15 protein-coding genes are annotated in these 18,754 nt (G+C 71.8%); 12 read left to right on the forward strand and 3 right to left on the reverse strand.

Annotation, left to right across the window (positions count from 1 at the left end; genetic code table 11):
- Positions 1–80: 80 nt before the first annotated feature.
- Entirely contained in the window at positions 81–1,532 is a 1,452-nt protein-coding gene (locus tag ACZ68L_RS00365; protein WP_469572893.1) for a PucR family transcriptional regulator, read from the reverse strand.
- 98 nt (positions 1,533–1,630) lie between these two features.
- Between ACZ68L_RS00365 and ACZ68L_RS00370 the strand changes: the two genes are divergently transcribed.
- From ACZ68L_RS00370 to ACZ68L_RS00415, 10 genes are all read left to right on the forward strand, one after another.
- Positions 1,631–3,172, forward strand: a complete 1,542-nt coding sequence (locus ACZ68L_RS00370; RefSeq protein ID WP_469572894.1) for a purine-cytosine permease family protein — start codon at positions 1,631–1,633, stop codon at positions 3,170–3,172.
- Positions 3,173–3,220: 48 nt separating this feature from the next.
- Positions 3,221–3,622 carry a YybH family protein gene (locus ACZ68L_RS00375; protein ID WP_469572896.1) on the forward strand — a complete coding sequence of 134 codons (402 nt, stop codon included), beginning with the start codon at positions 3,221–3,223 and terminating at the stop codon, positions 3,620–3,622.
- 90 nt (positions 3,623–3,712) lie between these two features.
- Positions 3,713–5,152 carry a gamma-aminobutyraldehyde dehydrogenase gene (locus ACZ68L_RS00380; RefSeq protein WP_469572899.1) on the forward strand — a complete coding sequence of 480 codons (1,440 nt, stop codon included), beginning with the start codon at positions 3,713–3,715 and terminating at the stop codon, positions 5,150–5,152.
- 162 nt (positions 5,153–5,314) lie between these two features.
- A complete protein-coding gene (locus tag ACZ68L_RS00385; protein WP_469572901.1) occupies positions 5,315–5,728 on the forward strand; it encodes a hypothetical protein in 414 nt (137 codons plus the stop codon).
- Positions 5,729–5,868: 140 nt separating this feature from the next.
- The gene (locus ACZ68L_RS00390; protein ID WP_469573307.1) at positions 5,869–7,932 is read left to right on the forward strand and encodes a phage holin family protein; all 2,064 of its coding nucleotides are present in this window, start codon (positions 5,869–5,871) and stop codon (positions 7,930–7,932) included.
- 46 nt (positions 7,933–7,978) lie between these two features.
- A complete protein-coding gene (ligA, locus tag ACZ68L_RS00395; RefSeq protein ID WP_469572903.1) occupies positions 7,979–10,090 on the forward strand; it encodes an NAD-dependent DNA ligase LigA in 2,112 nt (703 codons plus the stop codon).
- 154 nt (positions 10,091–10,244) lie between these two features.
- Positions 10,245–11,069 carry a rod shape-determining protein gene (locus ACZ68L_RS00400; RefSeq protein ID WP_469572905.1) on the forward strand — a complete coding sequence of 275 codons (825 nt, stop codon included), beginning with the start codon at positions 10,245–10,247 and terminating at the stop codon, positions 11,067–11,069.
- A complete protein-coding gene (locus tag ACZ68L_RS00405) occupies positions 11,066–11,668 on the forward strand; it encodes a hypothetical protein (RefSeq protein ID WP_469572907.1) in 603 nt (200 codons plus the stop codon). Before ACZ68L_RS00400 ends, ACZ68L_RS00405 begins: the two co-directional genes overlap by 4 nt.
- Before the next feature lie 30 nt (positions 11,669–11,698).
- The gene (gene secD / locus ACZ68L_RS00410; protein WP_469572910.1) at positions 11,699–14,026 is read left to right on the forward strand and encodes a protein translocase subunit SecD; all 2,328 of its coding nucleotides are present in this window, start codon (positions 11,699–11,701) and stop codon (positions 14,024–14,026) included.
- Positions 14,027–14,527: 501 nt separating this feature from the next.
- Positions 14,528–15,271 carry a YoaK family protein gene (locus ACZ68L_RS00415; RefSeq protein WP_469573309.1) on the forward strand — a complete coding sequence of 248 codons (744 nt, stop codon included), beginning with the start codon at positions 14,528–14,530 and terminating at the stop codon, positions 15,269–15,271.
- Here ACZ68L_RS00415 and ACZ68L_RS00420 read toward each other — a convergent pair.
- The gene (locus ACZ68L_RS00420) at positions 15,261–16,166 is read right to left on the reverse strand and encodes a helix-turn-helix domain-containing protein (protein ID WP_469572912.1); all 906 of its coding nucleotides are present in this window, start codon (positions 16,164–16,166) and stop codon (positions 15,261–15,263) included. The two genes, ACZ68L_RS00415 and ACZ68L_RS00420, sit on opposite strands and share 11 nt — an antisense overlap.
- A 63-nt stretch (positions 16,167–16,229) precedes the next feature.
- Here ACZ68L_RS00420 and ACZ68L_RS00425 point away from each other — a divergent pair, with 63 nt between their 5' ends.
- Positions 16,230–16,535, forward strand: a complete 306-nt coding sequence (locus tag ACZ68L_RS00425) for a 4a-hydroxytetrahydrobiopterin dehydratase (protein ID WP_469572914.1) — start codon at positions 16,230–16,232, stop codon at positions 16,533–16,535.
- 406 nt (positions 16,536–16,941) lie between these two features.
- Here ACZ68L_RS00425 and ACZ68L_RS00430 read toward each other — a convergent pair whose 3' ends face one another.
- Positions 16,942–17,904, reverse strand: a complete 963-nt coding sequence (locus ACZ68L_RS00430; protein WP_469572916.1) for a LysR family transcriptional regulator — start codon at positions 17,902–17,904, stop codon at positions 16,942–16,944.
- An 80-nt stretch (positions 17,905–17,984) separates the two neighbouring features.
- Here ACZ68L_RS00430 and ACZ68L_RS00435 point away from each other — a divergent pair, with 80 nt between their 5' ends.
- Positions 17,985–18,728 (forward strand): class I SAM-dependent methyltransferase, encoded by a 744-nt coding sequence (locus ACZ68L_RS00435; protein WP_469572917.1) that lies wholly within the window; start codon positions 17,985–17,987, stop codon positions 18,726–18,728.
- Positions 18,729–18,754: the final 26 nt, after the last annotated feature.

Genomic DNA, 18,754 nt, shown 5'->3' on the forward strand with positions numbered 1-18,754 from the left:
GGATCGGGTGACCCGGCTCCGGCCGGTTGCCGTCCCGGCTGCTTGCCGTCCTTGCCGGTCGCCGTCCCGGCTGGTCGCGGTCAGTCGGTGAGTCCCAGCGCCCCCGCCGCCTGGATGGCCAGCCAGACCTCCGTCAGCGCCCCCGTCGACGCCATGTCGCGGTCGGTCAGCGTGCCGAAGCGCCGCAGCCGGTAGGCGAGGGTGTTGGGGTGGATGTGCAGCGCGGCCGCCGCCGTCTCCGTGCGGCGGTCCCGCTCCATCCACGTACGGACGGAGACCAGCAGCTCGGAGTCATGGGCCTGGTCGTAGCGCAGGACCTCGCCCAGCACATGCTCGACCAGCGCGGTAAGGACCGCCGGGTCCTCGGGCAGCCAGCGGCCCAGGGAGTCGTCGCCGTAGCGGACCACGGAGCGGCCCGACTCGACCGCCTTCGAAACCGCCCAGAGCGCCTCGCGCTGGGCCACCCGCAGCGCGGCACCCGGCAGGAACGGGCGGCTCATCCCGGCCGCCACGTCCGGCAGTCCACCGATCTCCCCGGCCAGCCGGGGCGCGCCCAGGACATAGCGGTCCGCCCCCCACGTGAGCAGCAGATGCGGGTGGTCCTGGAGACAGCGCAGCAGCGCCTCGTCCGTGGTCCGCCGCACCACGATCAGCACGGTGTCGCCCTCGATCGCGTGCCGGGCGAGCCGACGCCGGGCCGTCTCCGGGTCCAGCACCTCCTGCAGGAGCTCGGCCAGGGTCTCCGCGCCCTCGCGGCGCAGCGTCTCGCGCTCGTTGCGCACCATCGCGACCCGCAGCGCCGCCACCGTGGCGATGTGCTGGACGACGGCGAGGCCGGCGGGCTGGGCACCCTCCCGTTCGTACGCGACGAGGAACCCCGCCGGGCCGCCGGGCGCCGGAACGGGCAGCACGAACCCGCCGGGGACGGTCGGCGGGGCGTCCACGGAAGCGGGCAGGACGCCCGGCTCGGGCACCGGCACACCGGGCAGGAGGGGGCGCCCCTGCGGCGTGCACAGATACACGTCGTAACCGGACAGGCGTTCCAGGCGACGCAGCAGCGTCGGCGTGTCCAGGTCCTCGGCGACCAGCCAGCGCAGCGATCCGAAGACCTGGAGCTGCGCGCCCAGCCGGTGCCGGGCGTCCTCCTGGACCGAGGCGGCGACCTCCTGGGAGACCGCGATGAACGGGACGGCGAGCGGGACCTCCAGGACCGGGAAGCCACGCTCCTCGGCCGCCCGGAAGAACGCGTCGTGCAGCGGTGGCATGTGCAATTGCGCGGAGAGCGCCAGCGCGGAGACACCGGCGTCGTCGAGCCGTTCCAGATACCCGCGCTGCCCGGTGGCGGTGCGCGGGACCGCGAGGCCCGTCGTCATGATCACCTCGGCGCCCAGCAGCCAGGGCGTCGGATCGGCGAGTTCGCTGGCGTGCGCCCAGGAAACGGAGCGTCCCAGCCCGCTGCTGCCCGCCTTCACGGAGAGCTGGAGAGCGGGGAAGGAGAGCAGATCCTCCACGGTGAGTTTGTTGTCAGCCACAGACAACAGCCTAATGCTCTGTGATCTGCACAATTGTCGACCGTCGTCGAGGGCCACAGACTGTGGGACCGTCCCCATGAACAAAAGGTGGAGCGCCCGTGACTGCCTCGATCACCGAAGTCGAGACCAATGGTGTCGAGCGGATTCCCGACGCCGACCGTACGGCCCGTCCGGTCGACCTCTTCCGGCTCGCCTTCGGTGGTGCCAACACTTTCGCGACATGCGTGCTGGGCGCCTTCCCGATCCTGTTCGGACTCTCCTTCCGGCAGGGACTCGCGGCGACACTGCTCGGCCTCGTCGCCGGTGCGCTGCTGCTCGCCCCGATGGCGCTGTTCGGCCCGGCCAACGGCACCAACAACGCCGTCTCCTCCTCCGCCCACCTGGGTGTGCACGGCCGGATCGTCGGCTCGTTCCTCTCGCTGCTCACCGCGGTCGCGTTCTTCTCGATCTCGGTGTGGTCCTCGGGTGACGCGCTCGTCGGCGGCGCCCACCGACTCGCCGGTCTGCCCGAGTCCGACGTGACCTATGGCATCGCGTATGCGATCTTCGCCGGGCTCGTCCTGGTGGTCTGCGTCTACGGCTTCCGCTTCATGCTGATGGTCAACAAGATCGCGGTGGTCGCCGCCTCGGCGCTCTTCGTCCTCGGCGCCTTCGCCTTCGCGGGAGACTTCGACGCCGGCTACGCGGGCAGCTTCACCTCGACCTCCGACCCGCTGTTCTGGCCGTCGTTCATCGGCGCCGCGCTCATCGTGCTGTCCAACCCGGTCTCCTTCGGCGCGTTCCTCGGCGACTGGTCCCGCTACATCCCGGCCACGACGCCCCGCCGCCGGGTGATGGGCGCCGCGTTCCTCGCCCAGATCGCCACGTTGCTGCCCTTCGTCTTCGGCCTGGCCACCGCCTCGATCATCGCGTCCAAGGCCGGCAAGTACCTCGACCCGGCCGCACCCAACTACGTCGGCGGACTGCTCGCCATCTCGCCCGGCTGGTACTTCCTGCCGCTCTGCCTGATCGCCCTGATCGGTGGCCTGTCGACCGGCACGACCGCGCTGTACGGCACCGGCCTCGACGTCTCCAGCGTCTTCACTCGATTCAGCCGGGTGCAGTCGACGTTCTTCATCGGCGCCCTGTCGATCGCCTTCATCTTCTTCGGCCGCTTCGCGCTCAACCTCGCGCAGTCCATCTCCACCTTCGCGACCCTGATCATCACCTGCACCGCCCCGTGGATGATCGTGATGGCACTCGGTTACATCACCCGGCGTGGCTGGTACGACGCGGACGCGCTCCAGGTCTTCAACCGCCGTCAGACCGGTGGCCGCTACTGGTTCAACCACGGCTGGAACTGGCGGGGGATGTCCACCTGGTTCCTCTCCGCCGGTGTGGCGCTCCTGTTCACCAACCTGCCCGGCCAGTTCGTCGGCCCGCTCGGCAACCTGGCGAACGGCACCGACATCTCCCTGCCGGTCGCCCTGGGCCTCGCGGCGGTGGTCTACCTCGGCCTGCTCACGCTCTTCCCCGAACCGCGCGGGGTGTACGGCCCGGACGGCCCCCGGCTCGTCAGGGCGTCGGACACGGCCGTCGTGCCCATCACCGGCGGCCCGGACGACGAGACCGTCGCAGCCGCACCGGCCGCCGCGAGCTGAACGGCCCGGCCCTTTGCCACCCCGACGCCCCGTCACCAGGAGCCGTACATGAGCACCACCCCCGTCCAGGAAGTCCGGGCCGCGGCCGACGCGCTGATCGCCGCCTTCGCCGACGGCCGCCTCGACGAGTACTTCGGGTCCTTCGCCCCGGACGCCACTTTCGTCTTCCACTCCACCCCGCAGCGGCTCGGCTCCACCGCCGAGTACCGGAAGCTGTGGCAGCGGTGGGTGACCGAGGACGACTTCCGCATCGTGCGCTGCGTCTCGACCGGACAGCTCATCCAGCACTACGGCACCACGGCCGTCTTCAGCCACGACGTGGAGACCACGATCGCCACCCGGGCCGGCGAGGAGACCGTCCACGAGCGGGAGACCATCGTGTTCGCCCGCGCCGCCGACGGCAGCTGGCCCGCCGTCCATGAGCACCTGTCCGCCCGTACGGCAGAGTGACGGCGCCTCCCACCGGTATCGCCGCCCGACCACGCGTCCCACCTCCACCGCCGCCCGACCACGAGCCCGACCATGAGAGAGACCGGTTCCATGAGCACCACGTTCCGTAATTACATCGACGGCGTCTTCGCGGACGCCTCGGACGGCCGCACCCTCGACGTCGTGGACCCCAGCACCGGCGAGGTCTACGCGACCTCCCCGCTCTCCGGCGAGGCCGACGTCGACGCGGCGATGGCCGCCGCCGCTGCCGCGTTCCCCGTCTGGCGGGACACCACCCCGTCCGTACGGCAGCTGGCCCTGCTCAGGATCGCCGACGCGATGGAGGCACGGGCCGACGAGCTGGTGGCCGCCGAGAGCCGGGACACCGGGAAGCCGCTCCACCTCACCCGCACCGAGGAGCTGGCCCCGGCCATCGACCAGGTCCGCTTCTTCGCCGGCGCGGCGCGGATGCTCGAAGGCCGCTCGGCCGGCGAGTACATGGACGGGACGACCTCGATCATCCGCCGCGAGCCGGTCGGCGTCTGCGCGCAGGTCGCGCCGTGGAACTACCCGCTGCTGATGGCCGTGTGGAAGTTCGCCCCGGCGCTCGCCGCGGGCAACGCCGTCGTGCTCAAGCCCTCCGACACGACCCCCGCCTCCACCGTCCTGATCGCCGAGATCATCGGCGGCGTACTGGAGGAGCTGGAGCTGCCCCGCGGCATCTTCAACGTGATCTGCGGCGACCGCGAGACCGGCCGTGCGATGGTCGAGCACCCGACCCCGGCGATGGCCTCCATCACCGGTTCGGTACGGGCCGGCATCCAGGTCGCGCAGAGCGCGGCCAAGGACGTCAAGCGGGTCCACCTGGAGCTCGGCGGCAAGGCCCCGGCCGTGATCTTCGAGGACGCCGACCTGGAGAAGGCGGTCGAGGACCTGATCGTCGGCGGCTTCTTCAACGCGGGCCAGGACTGCACGGCCGCGACCCGGGTCCTGGTCCACGAGTCCGTCCACGACGAGTTCGTCAGCGCCCTCGCCAAGGCCGCCGCCGACACGAAGACGGGGCAGCCGGACGACGAGGACGTGCTGTACGGCCCGCTCAACAACGCCGGTCAGCTCGCCCAGGTCAGCGGCTTCATCGACCGCCTTCCGGAGCACGCCGAGGTCGAGGCGGGCGGCCACCGGGTCGGCGAGAAGGGCTACTTCTACGCCCCGACGGTCGTGTCCGGTCTCCAGCAGGACGACGAGATCATCCAGAACGAGGTCTTCGGCCCGGTCATGACCGTCCAGAAGTTCACGGACGAGGCCCAGGCCGTCGCGTACGCCAACGGCGTCGACTACGCCCTGGCCTCCTCCGTATGGACCAAGGACCACGCACGGGCGATGCGGATGTCCAAGAACCTCGACTTCGGCTGCGTGTGGATCAACACCCACATGGCACTCGTCGCCGAGATGCCGCACGGCGGATTCAAGAAGTCCGGCTACGGCAAGGACCTCTCCGCGTACGGCTTCGAGGATTACACCCGCATCAAGCACGTCATGACGTCGCTCTGATCCCTGCCTCCCACGTGTGCCCCCGCCCGGTTCCGTCCGGCGCGGGGGCGCACCGGTGTTCCGTGTCCGTGTTCCGCGCTCCCGTCGTCCCGGCACGCGCCTTTTTGCGCGGGAGCCGGAGGGGTAGGGTCGCCCCCTACGCCTAGCACGGGGGGAACGGCCATGGGGGACGGGCAGGACGTACGGGTGGCGGCCATCGCCAGTCTCACGCCGCTCGAAGAACTGGACCGCGATCCGTTCCTCGTGGACACCCGCGGCCAGCACGACATGTGCGCCCGCTGGGCCGCCGACAAGGGATACGTCGTCACCCGGCAACTGCGCTTCTACGGGCTGCGCCCCGACCACCACGCCCTGTGGACGGACGTCGAGAGCGGTGACGTCGAACTGTTCGTCGCCGCCAACGACCGGGTGCTGGCGCGGGCTCTCACCTCAGTGCCCGAGTTCGCCGCGGAGTGCGCCCGGCGCGGCGTGCGCCTGGAGCTCGCGGGACTCGACGAGCCGCCGTACAGCGCCCGTACCAAGGCCAGCGTGCACCGTCGGCTCTCCATGCCGACCGCCGGATACGACGGCTGCTGACCGCCCCCGGCCGTCGTCGGCGGCGGCCCTGGGCCCCGCTGTGAAAGGCTGGGGCGCAAGGGCCCGGATCGGCGGGGTCCGGACGTGAGGTGGGAAACGGCGTGGATGACGGGCGATGGCGAACAGCCGGCAGCGCCCTGATGCGAGTGGTTGTGGTGTGGGCGGTCTCGACGCTCACGATGCTGGCACTCGCCGGGATTCTGCCGGACTTCCAGCTCCAGTCCGACGACGGTGACAGCATCACCAAGACCGCGTTCACCGCGGCCTGGGGCGCCGGCGCGTTCGGTCTGCTCTCCGCACTCGTCTGGCCCGTCCTGGTACGGGCGCTGCTCATCGTGCCCGCACTCGTCCTCGGGATGCTCGTCTTCTTCCTGAACGGCTCGCTGCTGCTCCTCGCCCTGCGACTCATACCGGACGGGCGCGGCGCCGCCAACCCGGAGACCGCGGTCGTCGTCGCCGCGGTGATGTCCGCCGTCGCCTCCGCGACCTCCACGGCGCTCGCCGTCCGCGACGACAACGCCTACCGGCGCCGCCTCTCCCGGCTCGCCGACCGCCGCCGACGGCGCAGCGGTACGGACAGCGGGCGCAGCGGCCCACCGGGCACCGTCTTCATCCAGCTCGACGGCGTCGGCCACGACGTGCTCGCCCACGCCGCCGCATCCGGCCTGATGCCGACCGTCGCGCGGTGGCTCGCGGACGAGGACGGCCACCGGCTCATACCCTGGCGCACCGACTGGTCCAGCCAGACCGGGTCCAGCCAGCTCGGCATCCTGCACGGCAGCAACCACGACATCCCCGCCTTCCGCTGGTACGAGAAGGAGAGCGGCGACGTCATCGTCTCCAGCCGCCCCGCGAGCGCCCTCGAACTCCAGCGCCGGGCCATCGCACGCACCCGTGACGGCGGGCTGCTCACGGTCGACGGAGCCAGCCGCGGCAACCTCTTCAGCGGGGGCGCCGGCCAGCTGGCGCTCGTCCTGTCCATGGCGGCCCGGCTCGGCAAGGGCCGCCGCTCCCGCGCCGGGTACTTCGCCTACTTCTCCGATCCGGCCAATGCTGTCCGTACCGCGCTTTCGTTCGCCGCCGAGGTCTGCCGCGAGATCGGCCAGTCCACCAGGGCGCGAATACGCAAGGACGCGCCCCGGATCAAGCGCGGTGGGCTCTACCCCTTTATCCGGGCCTTCGCGACCGTCGTCGAACGCGATGTGGTGGTCGCCGCCGTCATCGGGGACATGTTCGCCGGACGCACCGCCGTCTACGCCGACCTGGTCGCGTACGACGAGGTGGCGCACCACTCCGGACCGCACAGCCGGGACGCGGAGAAGGTACTCGCGCGCCTGGACCGCTCGCTCGCCCTGATCGTCAAGGTCGCCGAACACACCCCGCGCACCTACCGGATCGTGCTGCTCTCCGACCACGGGCAGAGCCCCGGCGAGACCTTCGCGGGGGCGTACGGGCTGACGCTCAAGGACCTGGTGCGGGCGGGCTGCGGGCTGCCCGTGCCCCGTCGGGCTCAGCGCACCCGCAGCGGTTCGGAGGCGCGTGACGCGGTACGGATCGCCCTGCACCGCCGGCCGGTCGAGGAGGGCGAGGCGGAGCACCGCGCGAAACCGTCCGACCCCGTCGTCCTCGCCTCCGGCAACCTCGGCCTGATCTCCTTCCCCGACATGGCGGGGCGGGCCTCGCGCGAACAGCTCGACCGGAGCCGACCCGCACTGCTCGGCACCCTCGCCAACCACCCCGGCATCGGCTTCCTGCTGGTGCGCAGCGAGCGCCACGGATCGGTGGTGCTGGGCCGCGGTGGCGTCGAGATCCCGCTGTCGGACTTGAAGGACGGGGAGGGGCCACTGGCGTCCTTCGGGCCCGGCACGGCGGCCGCGGTGCGCCGCACGGACACCTTCCCGCACGTCGCCGACATCATGGTGAACTCGATGTACGACGAACCCACGGGCCGTGTGCACGCCTTCGAGGAGCAGATCGGCTCGCACGGCGGTCTGGGCGGCGAGCAGTCCCGGCCGTTCCTGCTCTGGCCGGCGGACCTGTCGGCACCGGTGGCGGAAGGCACGGAGCTGGTCGGGGCCGAGCAGGTGCACAAGGTGCTGCGGCGCTGGCTCCGGGAGTGCTCGGGACCGCAGATCCCGCTGGCACAGCCGGGCGCGGTGGGTGGCGCCGACGAGGCGGACGGAACGGTTCCGGCGGTCGGTTGAGGGGCGTTGTCAGTGCTGAGGGGCGTTGTCAGTGGTGGGCGGCAGGATGGGGGCCATGACGAACTCAGCTGTTGTGCTCGCCGATGCCGCCGCCTACGCCGCCGCGGTCGAAGAGGCGTCGCAGGCCGCCGCCGCGTACTACGCCACGGGCGAGAGCGCGCTCGACGACGACGCGTACGACCGGCTGGTGCGGGGGATCGCCGCATACGAACAGGAGCACCCGCAGGAGGTGCTGGCGGCCTCGCCGACCGGCAAGGTGGCGGGCGGCGCCGCGGGCGGCGACGTGCCGCACACGGTGCCGATGCTCTCGCTGGACAACGTCTTCTCCGCCGAGCAGTTCGCCACCTGGACCGCGTCCCTGGAGCGCCGGATCGGCAGGCCCGTCGCCGCGTGGAGCGTGGAGCCGAAGCTCGACGGCCTGGCGGTCGCCGCCCGCTACCGGGCGGGCCGTCTGGAACGGCTGATCACCCGGGGCGACGGCACCGCGGGCGAGGACGTCTCGCACGCGATCGGCACCGTGTCCGGCCTTCCCGAGCGACTCGCCGAGCCGGTGACGATCGAGATACGCGGCGAGATCCTCATGACGAACGAGCAGTTCGAACAGGCCAACGCCGTGCGTACCGAGCACGGCGGTGCCCCCTTCGCCAACCCGAGGAACGGCGCGGCCGGCACCCTGCGCGCCAAGGACCGGGCGTACACGGTGGAGATGACGTTCTTCGCCTACGGCGCCCTGCCGCTGCCCGAGTCCGGAGAGCTGACGGGCACCCTCGCCGAACTCCCGCACAGCGAGGTCCTTTCCTACGTTGCCGCGCTCGGCGTGCACACCGCGGCGGACACGGACGTGGCGCCGCGCACCGTCACCGGCGTCGAGGAGGTGCAGGCCCGGGTCGAGGAGGTCGCGGCCCTGCGCGCGTCGCTGCCGTTCGGTATCGACGGCATCGTGATCAAGGCGGATCTCGCGGCCGATCAGCGCGAGGCCGGCTCCGGGACCAGGGCGCCGCGCTGGGCCATCGCCTACAAGCTCCCCGCCGTGGAGAAGGTCACCCGGCTCCTCGGCGTGGAGTGGAACGTGGGCAGGACCGGCATCATCGCACCGCGCGCCGTTCTGGAACCGGTCGAGATCGACGGCTCGACCGTCAGCTATGCCACGCTGCACAACCCGGCCGACATCACCCGCCGCGATCTGCGCATCGGCGACCGGGTGATGGTCTACAAGGCGGGCGACATCATCCCCCGCATCGAGGCGCCCGTCGCCCATGTGCGCACCGGTGACGAGCAGCCCGTCGTCTTCCCCGGGGCGTGCCCGCAATGCGGCTCGGAGATCGACACCAGCGAGCAGCGCTGGCGCTGTGTCCGGGGCCGTGACTGCCGCCTTGTCGCGTCCATCTCGTACGCGGCGGGCCGCGACCAGCTCGACATCGAGGGCCTCGGCGCCACCAGGGTGGTCCAGCTCGTCGACGCCGGCCTGGTGGCCGACTTCGCGGACCTCTTCACTCTCGACCGGGAGCAGCTGCTCGGCCTGGAGCGGATGGGCGAGACCAGCACCGACAACCTCCTCGCCGCCATCGAAACGGCACGGACCCAGCCGCTCTCCCGCGTCTTCTGCGCGCTGGGGGTACGTGGCACCGGGCGCTCCATGTCACGGCGGATCGCCCGGTACTTCGCGGACATGGACCGGATCAGGGCCGCCGACGCCGAGGAGCTCCAGCGGGTCGACGGCATCGGCAAGGAGAAGGCCGCGGGCGTCGTCGCGGAGCTGGTGGAGCTGGCCCCGCTGATCGAGAAGCTGGTGGCCGCCGGGGTCACCATGTCGGAGCCCGGAGCGACGCCGCCGCCCGAGCCGGGCGAGGAGGGTGCGGAAGCGGCCGCCACGGCGGACGGGGAGAGGGCCGCCGGGCTGCCCCTCGACGGAATGACCGTGGTGGTGACCGGCGCCATGACCGGTGCGCTGGAGAAGCTGTCCCGGAATCAGATGAACGAACTGATCGAGCGGGCCGGCGGGAAGTCCTCGTCCAGCGTCTCCAAGCGCACCACCCTCCTCGTGGCCGGCGAGAAGGCCGGATCCAAGCGCACCAAGGCCGAGGACCTCGGTGTCCGGATCGCGGCGCCGGACGAGTTCGCCGAACTGATCGCCGGATTCCTTCCGTCGGAGGTCTGACGACAGGACGCAGACCACGCAACGCCGAGCCCTTGGATTTACCTGGGAGTGGCTTTCTTTGCCTCCCTATTGCATAGTGAGGGCTCGGCCATGCCTCGCTATCAGCGGATCCATGGGTGTGAACGGCCGCGGTGGCAGGCCGGGGGGAGGGGCGATGCGTTCACTGCACGACGGACCGGGACTCGACCCGTCCGTCCGCCGGGACTACCGGGGTGTCACTCGCGGCCTCGCGCTCGACCTCGGCAGCTCCCGGACCCGTGCCTGGCTGCCCGGCCACGGCGTCATCGCGGACACCGGAGCCTGCGGCGACCCCGGCGCCGAACCCGGGCACGGGCGCCCCGTCCGGCGGGGGCGCATCGTCGACCCCGTGTCCTGCGGCCGGATGCTCGGCCGTATCGCCGAGACGGCGCTGGGCGCGGACCGCACCGACACCGTGATCGTCCTCAGCCATCCCGTCCTCGCGGGATCCGAGCACCGCGCCGTCGCGCGAGAACTCATCGCCGCGCTCGGGCCGATCGGCGTCATCGCCCTGGACAGCGCGAGAGCCGCCGCCGCGTACGCCGGACCGCGGGACGGCGGCCCGCTGCTCGTCGTCGACCTCGGCGCCGAGCTGACCGAGGTGACCCTTCTCGTCGACGGACTGGTCCGTGACGCCCGCCAGGCCGAGACGGGACTGAGCGACCTCGACCCCTGCGAGCCACCCACCGCCGTCGTGCACACCGTCCTGGACATGGTCATGGCAATGTGGCAGCAGGACCGGCACGGCGCCGTCCTGGGGGCCCTGCGCAAGGGCCCGTTGCTCGCCGGGGGCGGCGCCGCCCGCCCCGACATCACCGACCGGATCGCGGTCCGGCTCGGCGTTCCGGTACGTCTCGCCGAAGACCCGGCGACCACGGTCGTACGCGGCGCCGGGCTGATCCTCAGCTCCGTGCTCCGCCGCGCCGGCGCGGCACCGGCCCTGCCCGGTCGACAGAGGTGACCCCCCTCCCGGGGCCGCCCCCGGGGAACGCGCCCCCGAGGGCACGGCCGGGCACCCCGGCGCACCGCGAACGCGTACCGGCGGCCAGGCAGTTCCTCGTCGCCCTCCTGCTCGTCGTACTCACCGTCGTCGGCGGCGCCCCCGCGGCAGCCGGAGCCGTACTCCCCGTCCAGCCGTTCGCCGGTGTGCCGCCCGCCGCCGCGTACTCGCCCGGCGCCCATCAGCCCACCCCGCACACCGACCGGACCGCCCGGACAAGCACCGCCCAGGACACCCGCCGCACCCGCACGGCCACGGCGACCGACCGCCACCGGCCCGCGCCCACGACCGCTCCCCAGCCCAGGGCCGGCACCGACCACGCCCGGACCGCGCACCAACTCCAGCCGCCCGGCCCCGACATCCTGCTGTCCGGCCCACCCGGCATCCGCCCGCCGCACCACACCCACCAGCGGCCCCCCGCCGCACTCCTTCGTGCCACCGGCCGCTTCCGCGTCGCGCTCCCCGGCGTACGCGGACCTCCGGGGACGGCCGTTCACCGGCCACCCGTCCTGCCACCGGGCCCGTCCCACAGAACCGCCGTCCCGTCCTCGCCGAGGTGAGGGCGCCCGGCGCCCCCTCGGAGGAATCCCATGACTCGCGCCACCACGGTGCGAGCGGTTCTGGCTGCGGCCGTTCTGCTCGTCTCCGCGCTCATCACCCTGACCATGTCACCCAGACTCGGCCTCGATCTTCAGGGCGGCACCAGAATGGTGCTCCAGGCCAAGGACTCCGATACCGCGAAAGCGGACCGGGAGAGCACCGACCGCACCCTTGAGGTGCTCCGCCAGCGCATCGACTCCCTCGGCGTCGCCGAGCCCACCCTGACCCGCTCCGGCGAGGACCGGATCATCGTCGAGCTCCCGGACGTGCAGGACCCGCGCAAGGCCGCCGAAGTCATCGGCAGAACCGCTCAGCTCAGCTTCCACGCCGTCCAGGGCCCCGGCACACGGAACAACGACGAGGCGGACGGCAAGGCGGACGACCGGGCCGACCGCGGGCCGACGCTCGCCGACGAGCAGGGGCGCTCCCTCGACCTCGGCCCGGCCCGGCTCTCCGGCGCGGGAGTCAAGGACGCCACCGCCGTGTTCGACGCCCAACAGGGTGCCGGCTGGACCGTCTCCCTCGACTTCCACAAGAAGGCGGGCCGGGACTGGACCCGGCTGACCGGCGAGGCCGCCTGTCATCCGGTCCAGGACGAGCGGCGGCGCGTCGCCATCGTCCTCGACCAGCAGATCATCTCCTCGCCGCAGGTGTCCCCCTCGGTCGGCTGCGGCGTGGGTCTGCCCTCGGGCTCCACCCAGATCACCGGCTCCTTCAGCGCCGACGAGGCCAGAGAACTGGCCCTGCTCATCAAGGGCGGCGCCCTGCCGCTCCCGGTCGAGATCGTCGAGCAGCGGACCGTCGGGCCGACGCTCGGCGCCGCCGCCATCGACGCCAGCGCCCGTGCCGCCCTCATCGGCGCCGCGGCCACCGCGCTCTTCATCACCGTCGTCTACCGGCTCTTCGGCGCGCTCGCCGCCGTCGCGCTCGCCGCCTACGGACTGATCTCCTACGCGGCCCTGGTCGCTCTCGGCGTCACCCTCACCCTGCCCGGCCTCGCCGGATTCGTTCTGGCCGTCGGGATGGCGGTCGACGCCAACGTGCTGGTCTTCGAACGGGCCAGGGAAGAACACGCGCAGCGTCCGGGCCGCACGCTGCGCTCGTCGCTGACCGCGGGGTTCCGCGGTGCCTGGAGTGCCGTCGCCGACTCCAACGTGACGACACTGATCGCAGCCGGGCTGCTCTTCTTCCTCGGCTCCGGACCGGTGAAGGGCTTCGGTGTCACACTCGCCATCGGTGTCATCGCCTCGATGTTCTCCGCCCTCGTCATCGCCCGCGCGCTCACCGAGATGGCCTCCGGCTCACGCTTCGTCAGTGACTACCGGGGCGTCAACGGCATCGCCAGTCCCGGCCGGGTGCGGACCTGGCTGACCCGCCGCGACCCCCAGCTGATGCGCTCCCCGCGCCGCTGGCTGCTGATCTCCACGGCACTGATCGCCGTCGCGGTCCTCGGCATCGTCGTACGCGGCGTCAACCTGGGCGTCGAGTTCACCGGCGGGCGGCTCGTCGAGTACTCGACGAGCCGGCCCGTCGACGTCGAGCGCGCCCGCGACGCCCTGGCCGACGCCGGTTTCGGCGACGCCGAGGTCACCACGGCCGGTGCGGGCGACCTCTCGGTACGCACCGGAGAGCTCGACGACGACGGCGAACAGGCCCTGCGGGCGGCCCTCGCGGAGGAAGGCGGCAACACCACCAAGATCCGTGACGAACTCATCGGCCCCAGCCTCGGGGACGAACTCCGGCGCAATGCCCTGATCGCGCTGGGCATCGCCGTCCTCGTGCAGCTGGCGTATCTGGCGATCCGGTTCCGCTGGACCTTCGCCCTGGCCTCGGTCGGGGCGCTGGTCCATGACGTCATCATCCTGGTCGGCGCCTTCGCCTGGCTCGGACGCACCGTCGACGGCATCTTCCTGGCCGCGCTCCTCACCGTCATCGGATACTCCGTCAACGACTCGGTGGTGGTGTTCGACCGGCTACGGGAACTGTGGGCGAAGGCCCGTCGCACACCCGTCGGCACGATCGCCAACCAGGCCGTTCTCCAGACCGTCCCCAGAACGGTCAACACCGGGATGGGAGCCCTGTTCATCCTGACCGCTCTCGCCGTGCTGGGCGGCGACTCCCTCGCGGACTTCGCGCTCGCCCTGCTCATCGGCATCTGCGTCGGCACGTACTCCTCCGTGCTGACCGCCGTACCGGCCGCGCTCGTCCTGGAGCGGAGCAGCAAGGCCCCGCCACCCGCCCGCAAGAGGGCCCCGAGTCGCCGTTCCGGAACGCGAACGGCGCGCCGGGATCCGCTCGACAACGGAGCACGCGTCTAAGGGTTGTCCCGCAATCCGTGGTGGATCAGCGCGCGGCGTCAGATGTGGTGCATCGCAAGGCGGAGGGACGTCCGCATACTGGATGTATGCGGACGTTCCGACAACGCGGCGAGGTGCCGTAGCTGTCGTCGCGCGCCCGTCAGGGATTGCGGGACAGCCCTTAGGGACCTTCGTTCGGATCAGGCCGGATCGGCGAGCGGAGCCCGGTGGTGTGGATCGCATGGCGGAGGAGAGCCATGGCGGCCGACGACAACGCGGCGAGGCCCGACATCGGGCACCCGAGCCCGGCGTGATCCACCTGATCCGAACGAGAGGGCCTGGCGCCTGTCCGACGGGCCGGGGCCGGACGGCCCCTGGCCACTTTGCGCCGCATGATGCCCCCGTCCCAGGAACCCATGTTTCCTTCCGGGCGGGGGCCGCGTGCGGCGGTCGTGGTGTTACGGACACCCGGGGCGGCACAATTCCGAGCACCCACCTCGTGATCGGAGCGTGCCCATGCCCGTGCCCGTCGTGCTGCGTGAGGCATGGTCCACCGTCGTACCGGACCTGAATGACCGGCATGGACCGCTGCCGCCCCTGATGCTCGCCCTGACCGTCGTCACCGGACTCGTCGACGCCGTCAGCTATCTGGAACTCGGCCGGGTCTTCGTGGCGAACATGACCGGCAACGTGGTCTTCTCCGGCTTCGCGATCGCGGGAGCCCCCGGATTCTCGTTCGCGGCCTCCCTCGTCGCACTCGCGGCGTTCGCGGTGGGGGCACTGCTCGGCGGTCTGATCGTGCACCGTGCGCTGTCGCATCGGGGCCGGATGCTGCTCTACGCGCTCCTCGTGGAGACCGTCTGCGTCCTGGCCGCGCTGGTCGTCACCGTGGTGTCCGGCCATCCCTTCATCGGCGGGGTCCGCTTCGCCCTCGTCGCACTGCTCGGCCTCGGTCTCGGGGCGCAGAACGCCGTGTCCCGGGCACTGGCGGTTCCCGACCTCACCACCACCGTGCTGACCCTGACCATCACCGGCATCCTCTCCGACAGCCGGTTCGCCGGCGGACGGGGCAGCAAGGCCGGACGACGGGCGCTCTCAGCCGCAGCCATGATGACCGGCGCGCTCATCGGTGCCGCGGCCGTGCTGCACGGGCACCCGAGCCTCCCTCTGCTGCTCGCCGTGGCGGTGCTGGCCGTCGCGAGCACCGTCGCCGCCGTCCTGGCACGCTCGGACGCACCCTGGGCCCGCCCCGTCGTCAGGAAGTAAGGGACCGCAGATGGTCGGCGGTGGCAGGGTCGGCGGGCAGAAAGGTCTCGATGGCCAGTTCGGCCACCGTCACGTCCATCGGTGTGTTGAACGTCGCGATGGACGAGACGAACGAGAGCACCTGCCCGCCGTGCTCGATGTGCAGGGGCAACGCGAAGGGCAGAGATGACGCGGGGCCGACTGCCTTGTCGTCCCCGTGCCCGCCGCCCCCGTTCCTGCCCGTGCTTTCGCCGATGGCCCCGGTACTTCTGCCGCTCCCGCCGCTTCCGGCGCCCTCGGAGCTCTCGGCCCTGTCGGTGCCGTCCGGTGCGGGATAGCCCGCGACCTCCTCGTACAGCTCACGCAGCTCGGCCGACCGGGCCAGGGCGATCTGGCGTTCCATCTGTGCCAGCAGATCGGCCCGCCACTCCCGAAGGTTACGGATGCGTGGCGCCAGGCCCTCCGGATGGAGCGTGAGCCGCATGGCGTTCAGCGGCGGAACCAGCAGATGCCCGGCCACGCCCTCCAGCAGCATCGCGATACCCCGATTGGCCGCCACCACGTTGTACATGCCGTCGACGACGAGCGCCGGATACGGGTCGTACCCGTGGAGCAGCCGCTCCATCCCCTCGCGCAGCGCGCCCAGCGCCGGGTCGTCGAGCGCGGTCTGTGCGTATCGGGGCGCGTAACCGGCGACCACGAGCAGGGCGTTGCGTTCCCTGACCGGGATGTCGAGGTGTTCGGCCAGCCGCAGGATCATGTCTTCGCTGGGGCGGGAGCGGCCCGTCTCGATGAAGGAAATGTGCCGGGCCGAGGAATCGGCGCGGAGGGCCAGTTCGAGCTGGCTGATCCGACGCTGCTCCCGCCAGCTGCGCAGTAGCGGCCCTACCCCCGTGTCAAGCGCGACAGTTGTCATACCAAGACCGTAACGTCACCGGCACCGTCGACCGGCACCGATCGCTCGTGAGGGAGTCGCAGCATGCCCGCCGCACCATTGTCTCAGAAAGAGATCGAGGACCGTCTGGGCGACTTGCCCGGCTGGTCGCTGGAGGGTGACAGCATCACCTGTACCTACCGGCTCCACACGCATTTCGCCGCCGTAGGGCTGACCGTGCACGTGGCCCAGATCCAGGACGAACTGAATCACCACTCCGATCTGACCCTCGGTTACAACACGGTCACCCTGTCCGTGAACACCCATGACGCGGGTGGCGTGGTCACCGAGCACGATCTCAACCTGGCGGCGCGGGTGGCGGCGATCGCTCCCGGACACGGCGTGAGATAGCAGGACGGGCGGGCACGCCGCCCAACCCCGACGCCTCCGGGCCGGGCGCCCGACGGGGGGCGGGCGCCCGATGGGGGCCGGGGTGACGTGGGTGGGCGACTCGGGTGGGTGACGCGAGTGGGCGCCGTGACGGGGCGGTGCGCAGTCGCGGCATGGCGCGCACCGCCGGTTCGAGGCGGTGGGGTGGCACGGTGGGGCCGGGCCGGCGGATGGGCCAGGCCGGGTCTCCTTACGGGACCCGGGCGAGGCGCTGGCAATGTGACATGTCACATTGCGATGCCAAATCTGTTGGTGTGTGGTGGCATGTCACATCGCAATGTGACCGTCGGCATGTCGGTATGCGGTGACCTGTCACAGTGCGGCGCCGATCCGCCGGCACGCGATGCCATGTCCCATCGCGACCACCTCACATCGCGGCGCCGAAACGTGGATGCCGGGCGAGCCAGCGCGCATAGCTTTCGCTGCGCCCGGCCGCCTCCGCGAACGCCGCCCGGGTGTGCCCGCTCACCGCTCCGGACGCCGCTGCGGCCGCAGCCGAGCGGGGGTGCCAGCCCAGCAGATGGCGCCAGCTCAGCGGTGAACCGGAGAGCGGGCGGGTCACCACCCCCGGCGTCGGCGGGAAGGTCGCCCGGCACAGCCCGACCGCCCGCCCGACCTGGACCAGATGGACGACGGACGCCGTGTCCGTCTCGTACACCGACACCGGGCTGAACCCGGCCCGCGCGCAGGCACCGACGAAACAGTCGGCGAAGCAACCCTCGCCCGGCACGTCCGCCCAGCACTCGCCCGCCAACGCGGAGAGGTCGAGCTCCGGCTCGTCGGCGAGCGGATGGGAGTCCGGCAGCATCACAAAGACCGGGTCGACCCCGACCACCTGCCACGTCAGCCGGTCGTTCGCCGGTGGCGGGCTCTCCCCACAGGTCCCGATGAGCGCGAAGTCAAGCCTCCCGTCGACCAGTTGGGCAGCGATCTCGGCGACCGACCAGGAGGTGTACGTCGACACGGGCGCGGTCGGGTGCGCGGCGACCAGGCGGTCGACGAGGCCGCCCAGCAGCGGTCCGTGCGTGCCACCGAGCCGGAAGCGTTCCATCGTTCCCCAGGCATTGGCGAAGCGCACCGCCTCCTCCTGGAGTTCGCTCACGGCGGGCAGCACCACCCGGGCCCGTTCGAGCACCAGCTCACCGAGGAGCGTGGGCCGCGCGCCGGTGTGGTCCCGCTCGAAGAGCGGGCCGCCGAGAGCCTTCTCGATCCGTCGCAGTTGCGCGCTCAGCGCCGGCTGGGCCAGGCCGAGGGCCGCGGCGGCCTTGGTCAGGCTTCCGGTGTCGGCGATGGCGCGTACGGTTCGCAGATGCCGCAACTCCAGCTCCATAAACGAAAGTTATGGGCCCAGTCGCCTACCGGCAATATGTCGGTGCCCATTCGGTAGAGGTCTGTCCTAGAGTTGGCCAGGTGCTGAACTACAACACCGAGGCGGCTGCCTACGACGCCACCCGTGGTGGCGTGCCCAGGGCCGAGGCGGCGGCTGCGGCGGTGCTCGGGCTGGTCCCGTCCGCCGCCCGCACCCTGCTGGACATCGGCTGCGGTACGGGCCTGGTCACCGAGCGAATGGCCCTCGCCCGTCCCGGACTCGGCGTGTTCGGTACCGACGCCTCGTACGGCATGGCACGGGTGGCCCGGCAGCGGATCGGTGCGGTGGCGCTCGCCGACGCGCGCCGGCTGCCGCTGCCGGACGTTGCGGTGGACGTGGTCGGCGCGATCTGGCTGCTGCATCTGCTGCGTGGCGAAGGGGATGTGCGGGCGGTGGTGTCCGAGGCGGCGCGGGTACTGCGGCCCGGTGGTGTGTTCGTCACCACCGTCGACAAGGACGCGGCCCATGACGTGGGCAGCGACATCGACGAGGCCTTCGCCCCCTATCTCGACGCGGGTCCGTCCGATTCAGCGAACCTGGTCGTCGGGTACGGATCGGAGGTCGGCCTCGACGTGGTGGGGGAGGCACACTTCCGGGGGCATGGCCAGGGCCGGACCCCGTTGAGTGCGGCACAGGCGGTGCGTGCGGGCTATTACGCCTCACGCCTGCACCTGCCGGGGGCGGCGGCCGAGCGGCTCGCGGCCGTACTGACGGCGCTGCCCGAGCCCGACCGGCCGCGCCCCGATCCGCGCTACCGGCTCCTGGCGCTGAGACGCGGAGACTGAGACCGGCGCCCCCCACGAGTGCGTTC

The sequence above is a fragment of the Streptomyces sp. NPDC104309 genome (assembly GCF_055584025.1).

Bases quoted from the DNA above. Each gene is read 5' to 3' on its own strand.
- ACZ68L_RS00380 (WP_469572899.1), top strand. From the start codon at position 3,713: ATGAGCACCACGTTCCGTAATTACATCGACGGCGTCTTCGCGGACGCC.
- ACZ68L_RS00420 (WP_469572912.1), bottom strand. From the start codon at position 16,166: ATGACAACTGTCGCGCTTGACACGGGGGTAGGGCCGCTACTGCGCAGC.
- ACZ68L_RS00375 (WP_469572896.1), top strand. From the start codon at position 3,221: ATGAGCACCACCCCCGTCCAGGAAGTCCGGGCCGCGGCCGACGCGCTG.
- secD (WP_469572910.1), top strand. From the start codon at position 11,699: ATGACTCGCGCCACCACGGTGCGAGCGGTTCTGGCTGCGGCCGTTCTG.
- ACZ68L_RS00390 (WP_469573307.1), top strand. From the start codon at position 5,869: ATGCGAGTGGTTGTGGTGTGGGCGGTCTCGACGCTCACGATGCTGGCA.
- ACZ68L_RS00430 (WP_469572916.1), bottom strand. From the start codon at position 17,904: ATGGAGCTGGAGTTGCGGCATCTGCGAACCGTACGCGCCATCGCCGAC.
- ligA (WP_469572903.1), top strand. From the start codon at position 7,979: ATGGGGGCCATGACGAACTCAGCTGTTGTGCTCGCCGATGCCGCCGCC.
- ACZ68L_RS00425 (WP_469572914.1), top strand. From the start codon at position 16,230: ATGCCCGCCGCACCATTGTCTCAGAAAGAGATCGAGGACCGTCTGGGC.
- ACZ68L_RS00385 (WP_469572901.1), top strand. From the start codon at position 5,315: ATGGGGGACGGGCAGGACGTACGGGTGGCGGCCATCGCCAGTCTCACG.
- ACZ68L_RS00400 (WP_469572905.1), top strand. From the start codon at position 10,245: ATGCGTTCACTGCACGACGGACCGGGACTCGACCCGTCCGTCCGCCGG.